The organism is Pseudoalteromonas sp. SG41-2, assembly GCF_014164535.1.
GTDB lineage: Bacteria > Pseudomonadota > Gammaproteobacteria > Enterobacterales > Alteromonadaceae > Pseudoalteromonas > Pseudoalteromonas rhizosphaerae.
On sequence record NZ_JACJFK010000044.1, the window covers coordinates 1 to 19,852 of the forward strand.

17 protein-coding genes and 5 tRNA genes are annotated in these 19,852 nt (G+C 39.6%); 17 read left to right on the plus strand and 5 right to left on the minus strand.

Features of this window, described 5'->3' with window-relative positions; genetic code table 11:
* The 7 genes from H5186_RS21295 to purF all read left to right on the plus strand — a co-directional run.
* The coding region (locus tag H5186_RS21295) for a FimV/HubP family polar landmark protein (RefSeq protein ID WP_310737097.1) at positions 1–757 on the plus strand (757 nt) is incomplete at its 5' end.
* A gap of 178 nt (positions 758–935) precedes the next feature.
* Entirely contained in the window at positions 936–1,730 is a 795-nt protein-coding gene (gene truA, locus H5186_RS21300; RefSeq protein WP_149980769.1) for a tRNA pseudouridine(38-40) synthase TruA, read from the plus strand.
* 160 nt (positions 1,731–1,890) lie between these two features.
* Positions 1,891–2,766 (plus strand): acetyl-CoA carboxylase, carboxyltransferase subunit beta, encoded by an 876-nt coding sequence (gene accD / locus H5186_RS21305; RefSeq protein WP_145241496.1) that lies wholly within the window; start codon positions 1,891–1,893, stop codon positions 2,764–2,766.
* Positions 2,767–2,791: 25 nt separating this feature from the next.
* A complete protein-coding gene (gene folC, locus H5186_RS21310) occupies positions 2,792–4,057 on the plus strand; it encodes a bifunctional tetrahydrofolate synthase/dihydrofolate synthase (RefSeq protein ID WP_182768354.1) in 1,266 nt (421 codons plus the stop codon).
* 11 nt (positions 4,058–4,068) lie between these two features.
* The gene (locus tag H5186_RS21315; protein ID WP_182794935.1) at positions 4,069–4,707 is read left to right on the plus strand and encodes an SPOR domain-containing protein; all 639 of its coding nucleotides are present in this window, start codon (positions 4,069–4,071) and stop codon (positions 4,705–4,707) included.
* A gap of 61 nt (positions 4,708–4,768) precedes the next feature.
* Positions 4,769–5,263, plus strand: coding sequence for a CvpA family protein (locus tag H5186_RS21320; protein WP_054206292.1), 495 nt, complete (start codon positions 4,769–4,771; stop codon positions 5,261–5,263).
* 18 nt (positions 5,264–5,281) lie between these two features.
* Entirely contained in the window at positions 5,282–6,808 is a 1,527-nt protein-coding gene (gene purF, locus H5186_RS21325; protein ID WP_182718155.1) for an amidophosphoribosyltransferase, read from the plus strand.
* Positions 6,809–6,922: 114 nt separating this feature from the next.
* Here purF and H5186_RS21330 read toward each other — a convergent pair whose 3' ends face one another.
* Positions 6,923–7,522, minus strand: a complete 600-nt coding sequence (locus tag H5186_RS21330) for a Yip1 family protein (protein WP_145241488.1) — start codon at positions 7,520–7,522, stop codon at positions 6,923–6,925.
* A gap of 414 nt (positions 7,523–7,936) precedes the next feature.
* Between H5186_RS21330 and miaE the strand changes: the two genes are divergently transcribed.
* From miaE to H5186_RS21345, 3 genes are all read left to right on the plus strand, one after another.
* Entirely contained in the window at positions 7,937–8,707 is a 771-nt protein-coding gene (gene miaE, locus H5186_RS21335) for a tRNA isopentenyl-2-thiomethyl-A-37 hydroxylase MiaE (protein ID WP_182732574.1), read from the plus strand.
* A 199-nt stretch (positions 8,708–8,906) separates the two neighbouring features.
* Positions 8,907–11,132 (plus strand): EAL domain-containing protein, encoded by a 2,226-nt coding sequence (locus H5186_RS21340; RefSeq protein ID WP_182794936.1) that lies wholly within the window; start codon positions 8,907–8,909, stop codon positions 11,130–11,132.
* Positions 11,125–13,044, plus strand: coding sequence for a sensor histidine kinase (locus tag H5186_RS21345; RefSeq protein WP_182718151.1), 1,920 nt, complete (start codon positions 11,125–11,127; stop codon positions 13,042–13,044). Before H5186_RS21340 ends, H5186_RS21345 begins: the two co-directional genes overlap by 8 nt.
* Positions 13,045–13,092: 48 nt before the next feature.
* Here the strand turns inward: H5186_RS21345 and H5186_RS21350 are convergent, their stop codons facing one another.
* From H5186_RS21350 to H5186_RS21360, 3 genes are all read right to left on the minus strand, one after another.
* Entirely contained in the window at positions 13,093–13,872 is a 780-nt protein-coding gene (locus H5186_RS21350; protein WP_182718150.1) for an ABC transporter substrate-binding protein, read from the minus strand.
* Positions 13,873–13,919: 47 nt separating this feature from the next.
* The gene (locus H5186_RS21355) at positions 13,920–14,663 is read right to left on the minus strand and encodes a UDP-2,3-diacylglucosamine diphosphatase (protein ID WP_182718149.1); all 744 of its coding nucleotides are present in this window, start codon (positions 14,661–14,663) and stop codon (positions 13,920–13,922) included.
* An 89-nt stretch (positions 14,664–14,752) separates the two neighbouring features.
* Positions 14,753–15,244, minus strand: coding sequence for a peptidylprolyl isomerase (locus tag H5186_RS21360; RefSeq protein WP_145241476.1), 492 nt, complete (start codon positions 15,242–15,244; stop codon positions 14,753–14,755).
* 150 nt (positions 15,245–15,394) lie between these two features.
* Here H5186_RS21360 and cysS point away from each other — a divergent pair, with 150 nt between their 5' ends.
* Together cysS and H5186_RS21370 are read left to right on the plus strand one after the other, a co-directional pair.
* Positions 15,395–16,774 (plus strand): cysteine--tRNA ligase, encoded by a 1,380-nt coding sequence (gene cysS, locus H5186_RS21365; RefSeq protein WP_182794937.1) that lies wholly within the window; start codon positions 15,395–15,397, stop codon positions 16,772–16,774.
* Between the two features lie 183 nt (positions 16,775–16,957).
* Positions 16,958–17,851, plus strand: coding sequence for a DMT family transporter (locus H5186_RS21370; RefSeq protein WP_182740252.1), 894 nt, complete (start codon positions 16,958–16,960; stop codon positions 17,849–17,851).
* A 63-nt stretch (positions 17,852–17,914) separates the two neighbouring features.
* Here H5186_RS21370 and folD read toward each other — a convergent pair whose 3' ends face one another.
* Positions 17,915–18,769, minus strand: a complete 855-nt coding sequence (gene folD / locus H5186_RS21375) for a bifunctional methylenetetrahydrofolate dehydrogenase/methenyltetrahydrofolate cyclohydrolase FolD (protein WP_149980758.1) — start codon at positions 18,767–18,769, stop codon at positions 17,915–17,917.
* Positions 18,770–19,119: 350 nt separating this feature from the next.
* On the opposite strand from folD, the gene H5186_RS21380 reads away from it, so the two are divergent.
* The 5 genes from H5186_RS21380 (at position 19,120) to H5186_RS21400 (ending at position 19,744) form a co-directional block, all read left to right on the plus strand.
* Positions 19,120–19,196, plus strand: a tRNA-Pro gene (locus H5186_RS21380).
* 131 nt (positions 19,197–19,327) lie between these two features.
* A tRNA-Arg gene (locus H5186_RS21385) sits at positions 19,328–19,404 on the plus strand.
* A 23-nt stretch (positions 19,405–19,427) separates the two neighbouring features.
* Positions 19,428–19,503 (plus strand) — tRNA-His (locus tag H5186_RS21390).
* Positions 19,504–19,520: 17 nt separating this feature from the next.
* Positions 19,521–19,597 (plus strand) — tRNA-Pro (locus tag H5186_RS21395).
* Positions 19,598–19,667: 70 nt separating this feature from the next.
* Positions 19,668–19,744: transfer RNA gene (locus tag H5186_RS21400), tRNA-Pro, on the plus strand.
* The last annotated feature ends 108 nt before the right edge of the window (positions 19,745–19,852 follow it).

Genomic DNA, 19,852 nt, shown 5'->3' on the forward strand with positions numbered 1-19,852 from the left:
TGAGCCAGTTGCTGAAGACGGGCTAGTTGTTGAAGACGAACCAGTTGTTGAAGATGAGCCAGTTGTTGAAGATGAACTGGTTGCTGAAGACGAACTAGTTGTTGAAGAAGAGCCTGTTCTTGAAGATGAACTTACAGATGCGTTAGAAGATGAATATCATGGTGATTTCGCGACTGAACTTGAAGATCCACTGGAACAATCGTTGTCAGATGATCAGCTTGATGATGATTTTATGGCTGATCTCACCCAAACAGATTTTGATGCATTGCTTAGTGAGTTGGCTGAACCTGAGTCTTTAGAAATAGATGATAGCAGCGAGTTTGAAGTTGATTTCAATGCGTTACTCAGTGAAGATCTTGCTGCACTTGAAGAGCTTTCAGTACCTGATGATGTGCCGTCGGCGGAGCAATTAAGTGAAGACGTGAATACATCAACAAATGAGGACATCGTTGCGGATGAATTTGTCGATATTGATGCTTTGATTGAACAAAGTGATGATACAAGCTTAGATTATGAACCTTATGATGATGTAAATATGGATGTCGGATTAAGTGAGTTTGATGCCTTACTTGCTGGAGATAACCCAACTGATGTGGATGCTGAAAGTGGCGGTTATTCTGCAAAACTTGATTTAGCACGTGCTTATATTGAAATAGGGGATATGGATGCAGCCCTTGACGCTATTGACGAAGTGATAGCAAATGGTCCCGAAGAAGTACAAGAAGAAGCACAAAGCTTAAAAGCAAAATTACTGTAAGTTGTTTCTGCATTTATAGTTAAAACGGGGAGTAAATTTAGTTTACTCGCCGTTTTTTTAGCAATAGAAAAAAGCTCGCTTGGCTACTGTGCGCTTAATTTGTATAGAGTCACTTTTATTGCAGCGTCAGATAGCATAAAATGCCCCGTTCATTAGCACAGTAGGTAAAGCAGTAATTATGCGAGTAGCACTTGGAGTTGAGTACAACGGCGCCCGTTATAGTGGTTGGCAACGTCAATCGCATGTAAATAGCGTACAACAAGAAGTAGAAACCGCGCTTTCGCGTATTTGTAATCATCCAGTTGAAATAGTCTGTGCTGGGCGCACTGATGCCGGCGTGCATGGCACTGGGCAAGTGGTGCATTTTGATACCGATGCTGAACGCGATATGGTTGCATTTACTATGGGTATGAATACCTTGCTACCGAAAGATATTGCTATTCGCTATGCAAAACCGGTGAGTGATGATTTTCATGCACGTTTTAGTGCTACAGCTCGTCGTTATCGTTATGTTATTTACAATAACGCCTTTCGAGGAGCAATATTAAATGAAGGCGTTACGCATTTTCATCACCCACTTGATGAAACTAAAATGCAAGAAGCATGTCAATATCTATTAGGCGAGCATGATTTTACGTCATTCAGAGCTTTGCATTGTCAAGCGAATACTGCTACACGTACTATTCATCACTTGTCAGTTGAGCGTCAAGGCAGTTATGTGATTATTGATATTAAGGCTAATGCATTTTTACACCACATGGTGCGTAACATTACCGGTTGCTTAACCGATATTGGTATTCATAAGCAGCAACCTGTGTGGCTAAAAGAGTTACTTGATTTAAAAGAGCGAGCCAAAGCCAGTGCGACGGCAAAGGCGGCAGGTTTATACTTAGTTGATGTTGACTATCCGGCGCGGTTTGAAATTCCGTCGACACCACTTGGCCCTTTATTCTTAACGGATGTGAAGGGTTAATTGGTGATAAATTAAACATAACCTTGCAGGCATTTCACTACTAAGACCAGTTTTTTATACCGCCTGTGTGGAATTCATGTTTTAATTGAAAAAATTTGTCTGTCAATAATGATTTGGCAGGAACGCAGCAAAGCACAGAATAGTATTAAGAGAGTTGCAAATGAGTTGGTTAGAAAAAATCCTACCTAAAACAACAAAGTCTTCGGCTCGTAAAGAGATCCCTGAAGGTGTTTGGGCAAAGTGTACAGATTGTGATTCGATTTTATATAAAGCTGAATTAGAAAAATCACTCAATGTATGTCCTAAATGCAATCACCACATGCGTGTGAGTGGCCGTAAACGCCTTGAGCACTTTTTGGATGATGGCGACCGCCAAGAACTTGGCACACAGCACGAACCAAAAGATATTTTAAAGTTTAAAGACTCGAAAAAATATTCAGATCGTATCGCCGCCGCACAAAAATCAAGTGGCGAAAAAGACGCATTAGTCGCGATGAAGGGACGCTTAAAAGGCATTCCAGTGGCCGCCGTCGCATTTGAATTCTCATTTATGGGTGGGTCAATGGCATCGGTTGTTGGCGCACGTTTTGTGGATGCTGTTGATCAGTGTTTAGAGCATAACATGCCGCTAATTTGCTTCTCAGCTTCAGGTGGCGCACGTATGCAAGAGGCACTAATGTCGCTTATGCAAATGGCTAAAACCAGTGCTGCACTTGCTAAGATGAGCGAACAAGGCTTACCGTTTATCTCAGTAATGACTGACCCAACTATGGGCGGTGTATCAGCATCATTAGCTATGCTAGGTGATATCAACGTGGCGGAGCCAAAAGCATTAATCGGCTTTGCGGGTCCTCGTGTAATTGAACAAACTGTGCGCGAAACCTTACCTGAAGGCTTCCAACGAAGTGAATTTCTACTCGAGCATGGTGCCATCGATATGATTATTGATCGCCGTGAAATGCGTGACACACTTGCCCGCATACTAGCTAAATTTATGAACTTGCCTTCTACGGAACAAGAGCATAGAGTAGCGTAAATTTCAGCTTTACTGATTACACGCTATGACAAAAAATCTTCCTAGCCAATCATCAAGCCTTGATGATTGGCTTTGTTATTTAGAAAGTGTTCACCCAGCAAATATTGCCATGGGTTTAGAACGCGTTGCCAAAGTTGCCAATACCATTGGTTTACTAGATAGCCCAAGTAAAATTATTCTAATAGCCGGCACCAATGGCAAAGGCACCACTGCCCGATGTTTAGAATCACTGCTGCTTGCCCAAGGTTATTCGGTTGGTACCTATGCCTCTCCTCATTTAATTCATTATAACGAGCGAGTGCGCATTAATGGCGCTGAGCTTGATGATCAATTTCATGTTGATGCGTTTGACTTGCTCGAGCAAGGCCGCGGTGACACGCCACTGACTTATTTTGAGTATGGCACCTTAGGCGCACTGGCTATTTTTAAACGCCATAGCGTTGATTATGTGCTGTTAGAAGTGGGTTTAGGTGGGCGTTTCGATGCTACCAATATTGTTACTCCATTTGCCAGTGTGATCACCACCATAGATCTAGATCATAAAGAGTACCTTGGTGATACGCGAGAGCTTGTGGGTTATGATAAAGCAGGGATCTTCCGTACTGGCACACCTGCCATTGTCGGCGATTTAAATATACCGCACACAGTCACCGACTACGGTCATGAAATTAACGCGGTGATGCATTTATCAGGGCGTGACTTTATATTTAAAGAGCATGCGCAAAGTTTTAGTTGGCAATATCAAGCCCATCACTTTGAGTTTGCTAAACCATCAATCCCATGCCAAAACGCGGCAACGGCACTAACCACATTAGCCGTGTTAGATTTATTACCTAGTGAGGCAGTGATCCGTGATTGTTTAGCTAATTTAGTTGTTGAAGGGCGTTTTCAGCAACTAAGCAGCAAACCTATGGTCTATACTGATGTGGCACATAATGCTGAATCTGCACGCTATTTAGCTAAAAAGTTAGCTAACCTGCAAGATCAAGGCTTTAAAGTTCATGCGTTAGTCGCTATGCTGGCTGATAAAGACAAAGTCGCTGTATTAAATGAAGTTAGCCCGGTAGTTGATGCGTGGTGTTTAGCCGGACTTAATTGCTTTCGTGGCGATAAAGTAGAGAATTTAGCTAAATCCATGGATAATGTGCATACAAGCGCGCCAATTGAAAAATATCAAACAGTTGCAGACGCATTGGATGGTGTGTTGCCACAGCTTGATGAGAAGACGGCGTTAATCATATTTGGCTCCTTCTTAACTGTTGCAGCTGCTATCAATTATTGGAAAAAATAGAGAGGAATCAGGTGAACTCAGGCTTTATAAATCGTTTAGTCGGCACAACTATTGTGGTGATTGCAGCTATCGTGTTTATTCCTAATATTCTTGATGGCGAAAAAGTACATTACAAAGAAGGCTTTAAAGCCATTCCGGAACGTCCTGAGTTCACAACTATTGACTTGCAAGATTCAATAGATGATCAAGTGGCTAACGCACAACAGCCAAACGAAGAGCCTGAGGAAGATATATTGCCAGATGATGACCTAATCTCAAGTTCCTCTGATGCGGTTGAAGAGACGACGCTAGTAGCGAAAAAAATGGTTGAAGCATCGACTGAGCAAACTACTGTAGCAACGACTACAGCACAACCTGTTGAAAAAAAGCCTGAGCCATCACGTAAGCCTGAAGAAAATTTATCGAAAATGGCATATGTAATTCAGTTGGGGAGCTTTTCGCATAGTGCGAATGTAAAATCGCTACAAGCTAAACTAAGTGACAAAGGGTTTAAAACCTTTACCCGTCCAGTTAAAACACCAAATGGTACTTTAACCAAAGTTTTTGTGGGTCCGTCGCTTGATAAAGCCCAGCTTGAGAGCAAACTCCCTGAATTAAAAGCACTTACTAAACTTAACGGAAAAGTTACCCAATTTGAAGTAGCAAAATGATCTGGCATTTAGTGCTGACCTCTTATAGAATGCGCCCCAAATTAACGACTAGTTGGTTCATATGATCTGGGTTGATTACGCCATCTTTGGCATTATTGCACTGTCTACTATTATCGGTTTAATTCGTGGCTTTATAAAAGAAGCAATGTCTTTGGCTGTGTGGGCTGGCGCATTTATCATATCTAGCTTGTTTTACCAATATTTAGCATCATTCCTAACAAGTATTTCTGAACCCCTTTTAAGAAATGCAGCGGCCATTGCCATATTATTCTTTGCGACGCTATTGTTAGGCGGATTGTTAAACTACCTTCTAGGTGAACTTGTACAACGTACTGGTTTGTCTGGCACAGACCGTGTCTTCGGCATTGTCTTTGGTGCACTTCGTGGCGTGTTGGTCGTGAGCGCGTTACTCTTCTTTCTTGATGCTTTTACTGGTGCACCCAATACGCACTGGTGGGGTAACTCTATTTTGATCCCAGAATTTGGCTTTGTTGTTGAGTGGTTTTTTTCATACCTCGAAAATAACTCTAGCTTTTTAAATTCGGTCAACCGTTAATCGGCGAGGAAAAATTTCATGTGTGGTATCGTTGGAATAGTCGGAACATCTCCTGTAAATCAGGCGATTTATGATGGCTTAACTGTTTTGCAACACCGTGGTCAAGATGCCGCGGGCATCATTACCATTGAAAACAACACCTTTAGTTTACGCAAAGCAAATGGCTTAGTGAAAGATGTATTTCACACCCGTCATATGAAGCGTTTACAAGGCACTATTGGTATCGGCCATGTACGCTATCCGACAGCAGGTTCTTCTAGCTCGTCTGAAGCGCAGCCGTTCTATGTTAACTCACCGTTCGGTATTGCTTTAGCACACAACGGTAACTTAACCAATGCAGAGCAGCTTAAAGATCAATTGTTCTGTGAAGCACGTCGCCACGTTAACACAACCTCAGATTCTGAAATTTTACTTAACATCATGGCTCATGAATTAAGTAAACCAAATAAACTACATCTTGACCCTGAAGATATTTTTAACGGTATCACCGAAGTTATAAATAAAGTTCAAGGCGGTTATGCCACCATCGCTATGGTAATTGGCCATGGTATTATCGCGTTTCGTGACCCAAATGGTATTCGTCCATTAGTGTTTGGTAAACGTGAAACTGCAAATGGCACCGAGTATATGTTTGCCTCTGAAAGCGTTGCGTTAAAAACCGATGGTTTTGAATTTGTGCGTGATGTCGCTCCTGGTGAAGCGATATATGTTACTGAAGGCGGTGAGTTTTACTCTCAAACATGCGCAGATAAAGTATCTTACTCGCCATGTATCTTTGAATTTGTTTACTTTGCACGTCCAGACTCAAATATCGATCGCATGTCTGTTTACGCTACACGTGTAAATATGGGCACTAAGCTTGGCGAAAAAATTGCTCGCGAATGGGCTGATAAAGATATTGATGTTGTTATTCCAATCCCAGAAACATCATGTGATGTGGCATTGGAAATCGCCCGCGTACTTAATCTGCCATATCGCCAAGGGTTTGTTAAAAACCGTTACATTGGCCGTACGTTTATCATGCCTGGTCAGGAAATGCGTAAAAAGTCAGTACGTCAAAAGCTCAATGCAATTGACCGTGAGTTTAAAGGTAAAAACGTATTACTAGTTGATGACTCGATTGTACGTGGCACTACTTCAGCACAAATTGTTGAAATGGCGCGTGAGTCTGGTGCTAAAAACGTTTACTTTGCTTCTGCTGCACCTGAAATTCGCTTTCCGAACGTGTATGGTATTGATATGCCATCTGCGGCTGAGTTGATTGCCCATGGACGTGAAGTTGAAGATATCAATGCAAGCATTGGCTCTGATGGTTTGATTTTCCAATCGTTACCTGATTTGATTGCTGCCGTAGCGCAGGAAAACCCAGAAATTACACGATTTGAAACATCAGTATTTGATGGCCAATATATTACCGGTGGTATCGATCAGAATTATTTGAATCGTATTGAACAGCTGCGTAATGATTCGGCAAAAAGTAGTCGTGAAAGTGCCATGTCTTCTGGTTTAGAGTTACATAATCAAGAAGAAAACGGCTCAGATTAATCTCTGCCTAGCGAAATAAAAAAGGAGCTAAATTTAGCTCCTTTTTTGCGAAGGAAAGAAAATAATAACACTACTATATACTACATTTTACAGCTTCTAACGTTGAACTAGGTATCATGTAAAGGTTGGACTTACGATACCGTTGGTCCACAATATGGCGGTGACAGCTAAAATAATCACCAGTAAAATTAGTCCGCAAGTTACCACAGAGCTTGCGTAAATAAAGCCACGCTCTTGCGGTATATGCATCAAAATGGGCACACCGGTATACAGCAAGTAGACCGAATAGCCTAAAGCGACCAAACCCACACATACAACAAACCATAGTTCTGGCCAAAATGCCGCTAGTGCAGACATAAATACTGGTGTTGAAGTATACGCTGCAAGTTCTAAGGTTTGGGTAAAGGTTGGTTCTGCACCAAAAGTAACAGCCATCCAATGTGCTAAATAAGCCAGCGCAAACACACCTACAATTAAAGCGCCATACATAGCTGCAGCAATCAGTATTGCACTATCGTGGGTTAAAAATACCGGATTACCAGCCCCGATACTCCAGCCCAAATAAACTGATGAGTAATAACCCATTGCAGATGGAAACAACGCTATCAGTAATATATGTGATAGGCTATATGTTAAGCTCTCGTGGCGGTTATCTATTGTTTGCCACTCTTCGAGTGGATGGGCATATATGCCCCAAAGATGGTTTAGTATCATAATTGTGTGCCCCATGAAAAGGAATTATACCAATCGTGTTAAGTTACTGACCATTTATAGCGACAGATAAATACAGTGATAACAAGGCGTAAATTTTGACATGTAGTTGTTCTACTTGAAAAAATTATAACGCAGTTAGCGCTTTATTTAGCTCGCTAGAATGGTTAAATATTTAAGTCGATTGGTATTAGTTCGCTGTTTTATTTTTATACAGCTTGTATTAAGTTATGGTTCAGTAATGGGGTCTTGTCAAGAAACACCAATGAGAGACGAAAGCAAAAAAATCAGCGGGGATATATTTAACTAGAGTTCGGGTTATTTAATTAATCAAACCCCCAGCTTTGTTTTATTATCAGTCATTTTTCATGATAAAATCATTTTCTTAATGACAGATACTAATGAGCAACTCCCTTCGTGCCACATAGCAAACTTTTAGAACCGATTAAGCAATTTTTACGTTGTGAAACCCCTTTAGGGTGGATTGATGAAGCCACTAAAAAAGAAAACCTAGCGGTTATTTTAATTGATCATCTCATCTGTGAGCTTAAAGCCGCGCAATCTGCGATGTTTTTAATTCGTAAATACGCCGTGGATAAACAAAGCAGCGATGCCTTGCTTGAGTGGCTGAAGCCGTTTGAAACGCTGATATACAAACGTGAAGGGAATTGGCGCGATCTTGCGGCTAAAAACAAACTGACTAAAGCAGTGATCCCAAAATCTGATTCAGCTTATGGGCAAGATTTGGTTGATAAAATGGTGATGTTGATCAAAGAAGAGCTGCACCACTTTTATCAAGTATTAGAGATCATGGATGAGTACGGTATTGAGTATCAAAGTATTACGCCGTGTCGTTATGCTAAGGGTATGCTAAGACATGTAAAAACCTTTGAGCCAGATGCACTGGTCGATAAGCTCATAGTCGGTGCTTACATCGAAGCTCGTTCGTGCGAGCGTTTTGCCGCGCTTGCACCCCATGTAGATAAGCGTTTAGGTGATTTTTATATTTCGTTATTGCGCTCTGAGGCACGCCATTACCAAGACTATTTAACTCTTGCCCAAGAAATTGCTGGTTTTGATATTACCGAGCGGGTTAAAGAGTTTGGTGAAATTGAAGCGCAGTTAATTACATCTTGTGATGACGATTTTAAGTTTCACAGTGGTACGCCGGTAAATAAAAGCGCTTAACCAACACCAACATGTGCTGCAGCTTTTCAAATCATGCTGTAGCACATACTTTATTATCAAAAGTTTTTTTAAATTAGACACATCAAAAACTCTCACCTAATATTTAAAGCAAGTTAAATTTTTATTTATCAGTTATTTTATTGCTTTGCAATGCATTGTAAATGAAAGGCCATTGCTATTATTATTTTGGTGGGTATATATGGATGAGAATGAGGGATTATTTGTATTTTCTGCTGAGGAAGAGTTAGTAAATACCGACCTTAAAGTATGGAAAATTTTAACTGTTGAGGATGATCTCGATTATCAACACGCATTAATTAATAGCTTAAAAGAATTAAAGGCCAAAGAAGGCTACAAATATGAGTTATTAGCGGCCAACTCAGTACCAGAAGCTGCGCTTGCTTTAAGTATGCACCCAGATATAGCACTTGTTTTTATCGATGTGGTTATGGAAGAAGATGACTCCGGACTGCGTTTGGTAAATACCATCAGAGAAGTGATTGGCAACGCTGAAATGCGTATCGTGTTACTAACAGGGCAGCCCGGTTTAGCCCCTGAAACCGATGTGATGAAAATGCTCGATATTGATGAGTACTGGAATAAGTCTGACATTTCTGCGCAAAAGCTTGAATCAATCGTTAATAGTAATATGCGAACTTGGCAATATATTTCGCAAATAACAGCCGCTAAACAAGGTTTGCAACTTGTGCTTGATGCATCAAGGAGCATTAATAGCAAACATGATATGGGCTCATACTCAGCTGCCGTGCTGCAAGAACTAAGCAATATTTTAAAAATATCCGAGGGAGGCGGGATCCTTTGTTCAAGCAACCTTGATAAAGGCGACAATGCAATGATCCTCACTACCAACGGCTGCTTTAATGGTATGAAAGGACAAAAAGTAGATAGCAATTTACTGGCCGATATGTACGATGACTTCCAGCTAGCGATTCAAGAGAAACGTCATGTGTTTTCAAATCAGCATAGTATCTTCTTCTTCCCAGCAACCATTGCTGAAGGCACGCACTATATTACCTTGGTAAAATCAGATAATCCCATTAGTGAAGAAAACGAATATTTATTGAAAGTATTTAGTGAAAACGTCAGTAGCGGATTTGCTAATATTTCATTATTAAATAGATTAACCGAGCTTGCCTATACCGATGTTTCATTAAACTTACAGAATAGAAACTGGTTAACTCGCGAAATTAAAAATATGAACGTATATGAAAAATCCAAAATGCGTTTGATTATTTTTGATATTTACCAGTTTGATGAAAAAGCTTTTACCTTTGGTTACGATTTTTGTAAAAAAATCATAAAACTCGTTCATAAAAGTATTGTAGATGTTTTTTCAATGTATGACCCCAGAATTGCGATTATTAGTAATCGTAGTTTTGGCATGCTCATCAATGTTGATTTTGATATTGCCGATGATATTACGCATTTTCATAATAAACAAAAGTACGAAATTGAAAATGTTAAGCAATTTATTGACGTAAGAGTATTGGAGTTAAAGTTAAGTTGCGCATCAAATATTACTCCCGAAAAAGTAATTAGCCTAGCAGAGTCGAGTTTAAATTACTTGCAAGTAACTCAAACGAAGTTTATTTTGCATACTGATGAAAAGACAGTCGCAATAACAAGGCGTTATGAGTTGATGGCGCGCCTTAGGACGGCTATTAGTACCAAAGAATTGCGTATCGCTTTACAGCCAAAAATGTGCTTGAAAACATTAAAACCAATTGGTTTTGAAGCGCTAGCTAGATGGCAGTTGGCTGATGGCAGCTTTGTAAATCCTGAAGAGTTTATAGAGCTTGCTGAAACCGCTGGTTTAATTAATGAGCTTGATAATGTTATTTTTGAAAAAATACTACAAACTATTAATCAACTAAAAAGCTGTGGCATAAACTTACCCATTGCATTTAACGCATCATCTTATGACTTGATCGAGCCTTCTTACTTTGAGTCTATCAAGAGTCGGATTGAAGAATATAAAGTATCCCCCTCGATGCTGGAACTTGAAGTGACAGAAACCCAAGCGATCAGTAATTACAACTTTATTAAAGAGGCTTTATCACGATTTATGGCATTGGGTATTAAAGTGAGTATTGATGACTTTGGTACGGGTTATTCATCATTAGCACACATTAATGAAATACCGTCAAATGCGATAAAAATTGATCGCTACTTTGTCAGCAACCTTGAGCATAATATAAATAATCAATACATGATAAAAATGATCATCAGTCTCGCAAAGCAATTTGATTTTAAAGTTATTGCTGAGGGTGTTGAAAACGAATTTGAGGTGCAATGGTTAAAACAAGCAGGTTGTGAAATGGCCCAAGGTTACTTTTTTTCAAAACCGCTATTTTATGATGATTTACTGATCTGGTTAGCACAGTTTGATAATGTAAATGACTAAAAAAAGTAACTCATTTTATAGCGACAAAAAAGGCGTACTCATAAAGTCGCTGTTTATTTTATTTGTTGCGATATTAATTGGCTGGCTGGTATACGAGCAAGTTTATCAGTCAAAAGTAACCATAATAAAAGAGCGCCAAGATGAAAAACTAGTGCTTGTGAGTACTGATTTATCTAAAGAGCTAAGCAGTATTAAAAAACTCACTCAGCTGTTAGCAAATGGCCAAGTATTAAAAAGTAATACAGGTTTAAATACATTGAGCGCTCAACAAAGCGACAAGCTCATAAATGATTATTTTTTAAATTTTGCTTCTGTATCAACCAATATCTCACAAATACGTTGGCTTGAACGCAGTGGTAAAGAACGTTATAGAATTAATTTCAGCAATAAAAAAAGCGAAATTGTTGAGGTATCACAATTACAAAATAAGCAAAATCGTTATTACTTTAAAGAAGGGATGTTAGTTGCACCACCGAATACATTTATTTCAGAAATTGATTTAAATATTGAGCGTGGAAAAGTTGTTGTCCCGCATGAGCCAACAATTAGGGTGACTTACAGAACGCAAGGTGGTGATTATTTAATAGATGGCTTGTTAGTAGTGAATTTTAATCTGGATTATTTATTTAGTAATATTCGACAATATGATGAAAAAAACACCCAAGTAAATATTCTAAATCATGATGGTTATTGGTTGTATAATAAGGATCCCGCATTACAGTTTGGGTTTATGTATAATCAAGTTAATAACTCGCTAGCAAATAACTCTCCAGCGCTTTGGCAACACATCATTGAACATGACGTACAAAGCACCTCACGTATTTTTCATGACAGTTTATATACTTTCAGGCGATTCTCTATTGTTTCACTACGTGAATCAACACAAAGAACCGCAGATTCAGATAAAGAGATTATTATACTTATCGGTAGCCCTAAAGAGCTGCTGTATAATGCAAAAATGACTGCTTTTCAATATGCTGCTCTGTGTAGTGTTGTTTTATGTATTTGCGGTTTTGGTTTTAGTTACCGTGAATATTTATTCCAACAGCAACTAATTACTTTATCTTATAAACTACAGCGTGAAAAAGTAGAGTTAGATAGCGTCAACAAACAGCTCGATTTAACTATAAGGCAGCAGCAGCAATTACAAACAAGCTTACTCGAAGCTCGAAAACTATCGTCTTTAGGGTTGTTGGTGGCGGGGGTTGCTCATGAGATGAATACACCCATTGGCGGTGCTATTATCTCAGTATCTAACGCGAATGTGGTTATTAATAAGTTGAGTGACGCGATAAAAACCGGATTAACTAAATCGCAATTAGATAAAAGCACACAGAGCATTGAGGAAAATTTAGGGTTAGCTAAAATTAATTTAAATAAGGCAGCGGTATTAGTTAAAAGTTTTAAAAAAATGGCGATAGACCGTCATAATGATGATGTCATCACATGTAATATAAGAAAAATAACTGAAGATTTACTGATCTCCCTTAATTCAAGATTAAAAAACTCAAACGTAAAAGTGAAAACCTTAGTTGATACTGACCAAGATATAAAAAGCCGACCAGGAATTATTTCCCAAGTGCTAGAAAACCTGATAATGAACGCACTAACCCACGGGTTTGCCAAAAATCAAGTCGGTGAAATTGAGATAAAAATAGCACAAGCTGCTAGTCAATCCATTAAATTAACCATTTCAGATAGCGGTGTTGGGATTAAAGCAGAGTCTCAACAGTACATCTTTGAGCCTTTTTACACCTCAGCTCGTGGTATTGGCAATACTGGGCTTGGCTTATATATGGTGCACCAATGGGTTACACACATTTTGCAGGGGGAAATTAAATTACAGTCCAATCCACACTCTACAGAGCGCTTTAAAACTGAGTTTACTATTACTATACCCAAACTATCTTAAGATGCAGAATTCGTTGCTTGGAGTGATAGTCATATAAGCATTTGTGTTTTAACGTTTTAAAAATTGTAGGTATTGCTCAGTCTTAGCTTCTGAAAAGCCATGGCGTAGGAGAACTTGTGCGGCCTCACCATTATTTACAATGGTGTTGAAACCGTTTTCTAATTGTATTAATTGTTGCTTACTTTGCACAGCAGATTTGGAAAAAATAATATATAGGTAGTGGGACGCTAAATGAGGAGGGATATATACGATTGACTGTCCTGTTTGTAATTGTGGATGATTGTTTAACCAGTACTCACCGACTTCTTTGGTACCAGCTACTAAATCAACGCGGCCAAGCTGTAACACGCGTAAGCTGCTGATCAAGTCATTAGTCGCTGTAATGGCTAAATTATGTTCACTACTAAAACCCTCGCTAACTATATAATTACTACCTTTACTTATGCTGTATGGCTGTAATGACGTTAAACTGCCATCGTAATTTATTTTGCTACTTTTTCGTTTAAATAATCCAGTAAATGACTTTGCTAATGGTCGTGAATAGTGGAATGTTTTTTCTCGCTCGGCGCTATAATAAGCCCCTAAAAGAGCTGTTCGCTTATTTTTTTCAAGTAATCTTAGTGCACGAGCCCAAGTTGTAAACTCAATGCTAGCTTCAATATCTTGGCTTGCTAATGCAGTAATAATAATATCAGCTAACCAACCTTGTTGCGGCAGTTGCTCTGAAAAATACGGGGGAAAAGGCTCGGTAACAAAAAGCCATTTATCTTGGCTGTATGTATGGCCTGCGTAAAATAAACAAATAAGTATGAAAAATAATTTAAGCATTACGACCAGTACTAAAAACGATCAATATAGTAAGCGTAGACAATATTTTATATTTGTGCGAATGGTTCACTTACTAGTTCTTGTGTCTGTGCGGTAACAACTAAATAAGAGCCTTGAGTATACCAATCACCCAGCACTGTGCGAGTGAGTGTTTGCTTATCTACTTCATAATGATGCACATTAGGGCGATGGGTATGGCCATGGATCATATGTTTTACTTGGTGTTTTGCAAATGTTGCTAGTACCGCTTGTTCAGTAACATCTAATATTTCAAGCGCTTTACCGGTTTGATTTTGCTTTGATTTTTCTCTGGCATTTTGCGCAACTTTACGACGATACCAAAGTGGCATAGCAAGCATTAATCTTGGCCACCACCAACTGCGGCCTTTTTTACGAAACTTTTGATATTCAATATCTTGTGTGCACATTTCATCGCCATGCAAAATGACAGTGGGAGTGCCATATAAGTCAATTACCAGCTGTTCGGGTAATAAAGTCATTCCTGCTTGTTTGGCGTATTTATCGCGCATAATGAAATCACGATTGCCATGCACAAAATATACTGGGGTGCCGTTATCACTCACTACTTTTAAATGCTTTGCAACTTCAGTTGAGAGTGCGGTTACATAGTCATCACCAACCCATACTTCAAAAAAGTCACCGAGTATATATAGCGCGTCTACATCCTTATTAATAATATGCGTATCTAAAAACTGATAAAAAGCTGCACTGATATCTGGGCGATTTTCACTTAAATGGAGGTCGGCAATAAAGTAGGTTTGGCGAGTCATAGGTAAGTCTTTTAAAAATAAATAAAGCGGGCATATACGTATAGCATAGATACCCGCTAAAACGCCACGTTACGTGGGTAAGCGTACTATTAGTTTACAGTTACGCTTGTGATGATAACGTCATCAAGAGGTACGTCTTGATGAAAGCCTGTGCTACCTGTAGCAACGGCTTTAATTTTTTCTACTACGTCCATGCCTTCAACAACTTCAGCAAATACACAGTAACCCCAGCCTTGAGATGTTTCGCTGCTGAAGTTTAAGAAGTCATTGTTATTCACGTTAATGAAAAACTGTGCTGTTGCTGAATGTGGATCAGGAGTACGTGCCATAGCAAGTGTACCAATCTTATTAGAAAGGCCATTGTTTGCTTCATTTTGAATAGGATCATGCACTTCTTTTTGTGTCATACCTGGTTCAAAACCACCGCCTTGTACCATGAAACCATCAATTACACGGTGAAAAATAGTGCCGTCGTAAAAGCCTGCGTTAGCATACTGTAAAAAGTTTTTAACTGTGTTTGGCGCATCTTCTTTGAGCATGTTAATGGTGATATCACCAAAATTTGTGTGTAGAACAACCATGTGGTTTCCTATTAGCTGATTTATTTGCCGCTATTTTATCTTAGTTAGCTAAGATTAACAAAGTGCTTATTCAATTGATAAAGCGCTAGAGCAGGGGCTTTTCAAGTGTTAACATAGCGATTCAAGTAAATAGTCAAGGACTTAAAATAAATGGTAAATATATACAACACACTCACGCGTCAAAAAGAGCAATTTAAACCTATGGTCGACGGCAAGATCGACATGTATGTGTGTGGTATCACCATTTATGATTATTGTCACATTGGTCATGCCCGCACATTTGTAAGCTTTGACGTGATCGTGCGTTATCTTCGTCACATTGGTTATGATTTAAAGTATGTGCGCAATATCACCGATGTTGATGACAAAATCATTAAGCGTGCGAATGAAAATGGCGAAGCGATTAACGACTTAACTGTGCGTATGACAAAAGCAATGCATAAAGATTTTGATAGTCTAAACATGTTGCGCCCAGACATTGAACCTACAGTCACAGGTCATATGGACGAAATTATCGAAATGGTTGAACGACTAGTTACTAAAGGCCACGCCTATGTTGCAGCCGACGGCGATGTTTTATTTGACGTCTCAACGTTTGAGCAATACGGTGCATTGTCACAGCAAGATTTAACTATGCTACAAGCCGGTTCGCGTGTTGAAGTAGCACAAGATAAAGATGATCCACTTGATTTTGTGTTATGGAAAAAAGCCAAAGCGGGTGAACCATCATGGACATCACCGTGGGGCGAAGGTCGTCCAGGTTGGCATATTGAATGTTCGGCAATGAGCTCAAAGCATTTAGGTGAGCATTTTGATATTCATGGCGGTGGTTCAGATTTACAGTTTCCACACCATGAAAATGAGATTGCGCAATCATGCTGTGCAAATAACGGCAAGTACGTCAATACCTGGATCCATACGGGGATGGTACAAGTAAATAAAGAGAAAATGTCAAAATCATTAGACAACTTCTTTACTGTTCGTGATGTACTTAAAGAATATGATGCTGAATCGGTTCGTTATTTTTTAATTTCTGGTCATTACCGCAGCCAGTTAAATTACTCGCAAGAGAACTTAGATCAAGCACGTTCGTCGCTTGAGCGTATTTATACGGCACTTCGTGGTGTTGAGCCTATCAGTTGTGATTTAGCAACAAATGAACATGTGGCTAAATTTAGAAAAGCAATGGATGACGACTTTAATACACCAGAAGCATTACCGGTGTTATTTGAATTAGCCAAAGAGCTAAACCGTGTAAAAGACGTTGATGCTGAGCAAGCGGGTAAGTTAGCATTTGTACTGCGTAGTCTTGGGGAAGTGTTAGGGGTTGCTCAACAAGCACCAGAGGCATTTTTACAAGGTGGCCAAGCAGATGACGAAGTTGCCCAAATAGAAGCGTTAATAGTTAAGCGTAATGAAGCGCGCGCGGGTAAAGATTGGGCTGCGGCCGATGAAGCGCGTGATGCTTTAAATGCACTTGGAGTAATACTGGAAGACTCTGCAGGTAAAACTACATGGCGTAAAGCGTAATTAATTACCTTACTAGTGCCAGTCAAATAGGCATTGCTGAATAAGACATATTTTAGTAAGTATTGTATTAGTAAGTATTACAAAGGGTTGCCAATTTGGCGGCCTTTTTATTTTTTCTAGCTTGACCTCAACTTAACCTTAGGTTTTACCTTTGCGTTTCTTAGTTATTTTGAAAGGAATGAAATGAATATTTTTCTTGCCATGATCCCTGCTTTTTTATGGGGCACCACCTATGCGGTCACTAAATATGCCACCCCAGATTGGCCGCCAATATTACTTGGCGCGTTGCGAGCATTACCTGCGGGTTTACTGTTATTTGTGCTTAAACCATCATGGCCTAAAGCAAAACAGTGGCGCGGTTTAGTATTATTAGCTGTGGTTAATATTGCCCTGTTTTTTAGTTTTATTTTTATTATGGCGGTTAATTTACCAGCGGCAATTGCCGGTGTTGGTATGGTCTCTGTGCCTGTGGTTGCGTTGATTTATGCGTGGGTTTTTAAAAAGCAGCGTCCAGCGTTTTTGCAATCGGTGTGCGCACTTGTATTAGTGATTTTGGCTTGGCGATTATTTGATCCCCAGCATGTCACGATTAATGCCTTAGGAGTATTCGCTTTAATTGGTGCGTTGTTAACAATTGTTGTTGGTAGTACTTTAGTGCAAAAAATGTCTAGCCACACTCATTGGTGGACGGTATTAACATGGCAGCTGATCATTGGCGGATCATTGTTATCATTAGTCGCAATGACTCAAGCTATTTACTTTGATCCACAACAATATCAAGTACTTGCTAATGGTGTCAGTTCAATACAGTGGCTTGCATTATTTTGGTTAATTGTGCCAAATACAGCGCTTGCGTATATCTTGTATGTTTGGTTACTTGGCCGGATGACGGTGGTTGAGTTTACTTTCGGTACGATTGCTAATCCGATCGCAGGTATTATTTGCGCCGTGGTATTACTAAGTGAGCACTATCAAGTTTGGCAATATACGATTATGGTTTTAATGATTTTCTTCTCTGTGCTGCCGCAATTGTTAAAGCTAACACGGCGCCAGCGCTCAGCTAAAATAGCCTCATAAATAACAACAAAGGGTTGCTAAACAGCAACCCTTGTTAATTCTTGATGCGACGTTATAGGCTAATTAGCTATGGTATTTTTCACAGGCTTCAAGGGTATTTTCAATCAAGCTTGCTACTGTCATTGGGCCTACGCCGCCAGGTACTGGCGTGATGAAATGTGCTTTTTGTTCAGCGATCTCATACTGTACGTCACCGACTAATTTGCCGCTATCTAAACGATTAATGCCTACATCGATCACAATTGCACCTTCTTTAACCCAATCCCCAGGAATAAACTCAGGTTTACCAACTGCCACAACTAACAGATCAGCACGGCGTACATGAGTTTCTAAATCTTGCGTAAATTTATGACACACAGTGGTTGTACAACCTGCAAGTAATAGTTCCAATGCCATAGGACGACCAACAATATTTGAAGCGCCAACAACAACTGCATGCATGCCTTTGTATTTTACACCGGTCGAATCAAGCAGTGTAATAATACCTTTTGGCGTACATGGGCGAAGAGCAGGCATACGCTGTGCTAAACGGCCAATGTTATAAGGATGAAAGCCGTCAACATCTTTGAGTGGAGTGATATGCTCAAGGATTCTTTCAACATCAAGACCAGCAGGAAGAGGAAGTTGTACTAAAATACCATCAACTTGTGCATCGTTATTGAGTTCATCAATTAAATCTAATAATGCTTGCTCGTTTGTATCTGCTGGTAAATCAAATGATTTAGAAATAAAGCCAACTTCTTCACAGGCTTTACGTTTTGAACCTACATAAACTTGGCTTGCAGGATCTTGCCCTACAAGTACAACTGCAAGTCCAGGTGCGCGCAAACCGTTTGCAACACGTTCACTTACTCTTTGTGCTACTGCACTGCGTACTTGTTTAGCTATTGCCTTACCATCGATGATGTTTGCCGTCATGGGTGACCTTTAATTGGGGTTAGTTAACTTAATACCGATACTTTAAAAAAACGAATGCATATAGAAATAGGGGTAATATAATGCTAATAAAGAACACGTTCTTTATTACTCGTTTTTAATATGCTTACTATTTTCGCAGAAAAGCGCTAATGCGCCAAGTTGCTTTTCTGATATAGCCGCTAATTATATAAAACAGTTGAAATTTTAGCTGATCCTCACAATATTTAACCATTATGAACTAAAAATGACCGATTGATTTATTTTCTTAAAAAAAGGTTTGACCTGACACCGTCAAATCACTATTATGCACCCCGTTGTCAACGAGGTCACTCGCTAACAATAGTAAGCATCGGCGATTAGCGCAGTTTGGTAGCGCACTTGGTTTGGGTCCAAGGGGTCGCAGGTTCAAATCCTGCATCGCCGACCACTTTCTCATTTATAAAGAATGGTAATGATTGGTTTGGGTATGTCCTATGCAGTCACAAGTTAAATGCTGAAAAGCAGGTAACTATTCTATTATAATAGATTGGCTTATTGGTAAACTATGAAGTTTTCGATGCGCCCATAGCTCAGCTGGATAGAGCAACGCCCTTCTAAGGCGTCGGTCGAAGGTTCGAATCCTTCTGGGTGCACCATTTGAAAACATGTAAATATAGCGGTGGTTGTAGCTCAGTTGGTAGAGCCCCGGATTGTGATTCCGGTTGTCGTGGGTTCGAGCCCCATCAGTCACCCCATTTACAAAAAATAATATCGGCGATTAGCGCAGTTTGGTAGCGCACTTGGTTTGGGTCCAAGGGGTCGCAGGTTCAAATCCTGCATCGCCGACCACTTTCTCAAAAAGTGGTCTCAAATACACAGTTTGAGTGTTCAATGAAAACGAGGTTTAATACTTCAATATCGGCGATTAGCGCAGTTTGGTAGCGCACTTGGTTTGGGTCCAAGGGGTCGCAGGTTCAAATCCTGCATCGCCGACCACTTTCTTAATTAATAAAAAACAATTCAAAATTCATATTGCACAGCTTAATTCTAAAGCTAAAATATTGCTAACTTGCTAACTTGCTAACTTGCTAACTTGCTAACTTG

Excerpts from the sequence above, each read along its gene's own strand:
- H5186_RS21330 (WP_145241488.1), bottom strand. The coding sequence starts at position 7,522 with ATGATACTAAACCATCTTTGGGGCATATATGCCCATCCACTCGAAGAG.
- truA (WP_149980769.1), top strand. The coding sequence starts at position 936 with ATGCGAGTAGCACTTGGAGTTGAGTACAACGGCGCCCGTTATAGTGGT.
- H5186_RS21320 (WP_054206292.1), top strand. The coding sequence starts at position 4,769 with ATGATCTGGGTTGATTACGCCATCTTTGGCATTATTGCACTGTCTACT.
- cysS (WP_182794937.1), top strand. The coding sequence starts at position 15,395 with ATGGTAAATATATACAACACACTCACGCGTCAAAAAGAGCAATTTAAA.
- H5186_RS21370 (WP_182740252.1), top strand. The coding sequence starts at position 16,958 with ATGAATATTTTTCTTGCCATGATCCCTGCTTTTTTATGGGGCACCACC.
- folC (WP_182768354.1), top strand. The coding sequence starts at position 2,792 with ATGACAAAAAATCTTCCTAGCCAATCATCAAGCCTTGATGATTGGCTT.
- H5186_RS21350 (WP_182718150.1), bottom strand. The coding sequence starts at position 13,872 with ATGCTTAAATTATTTTTCATACTTATTTGTTTATTTTACGCAGGCCAT.
- purF (WP_182718155.1), top strand. The coding sequence starts at position 5,282 with ATGTGTGGTATCGTTGGAATAGTCGGAACATCTCCTGTAAATCAGGCG.
- accD (WP_145241496.1), top strand. The coding sequence starts at position 1,891 with ATGAGTTGGTTAGAAAAAATCCTACCTAAAACAACAAAGTCTTCGGCT.
- H5186_RS21340 (WP_182794936.1), top strand. The coding sequence starts at position 8,907 with ATGGATGAGAATGAGGGATTATTTGTATTTTCTGCTGAGGAAGAGTTA.
- folD (WP_149980758.1), bottom strand. The coding sequence starts at position 18,769 with ATGACGGCAAACATCATCGATGGTAAGGCAATAGCTAAACAAGTACGC.
- H5186_RS21345 (WP_182718151.1), top strand. The coding sequence starts at position 11,125 with ATGACTAAAAAAAGTAACTCATTTTATAGCGACAAAAAAGGCGTACTC.
- H5186_RS21355 (WP_182718149.1), bottom strand. The coding sequence starts at position 14,663 with ATGACTCGCCAAACCTACTTTATTGCCGACCTCCATTTAAGTGAAAAT.
- H5186_RS21360 (WP_145241476.1), bottom strand. The coding sequence starts at position 15,244 with ATGGTTGTTCTACACACAAATTTTGGTGATATCACCATTAACATGCTC.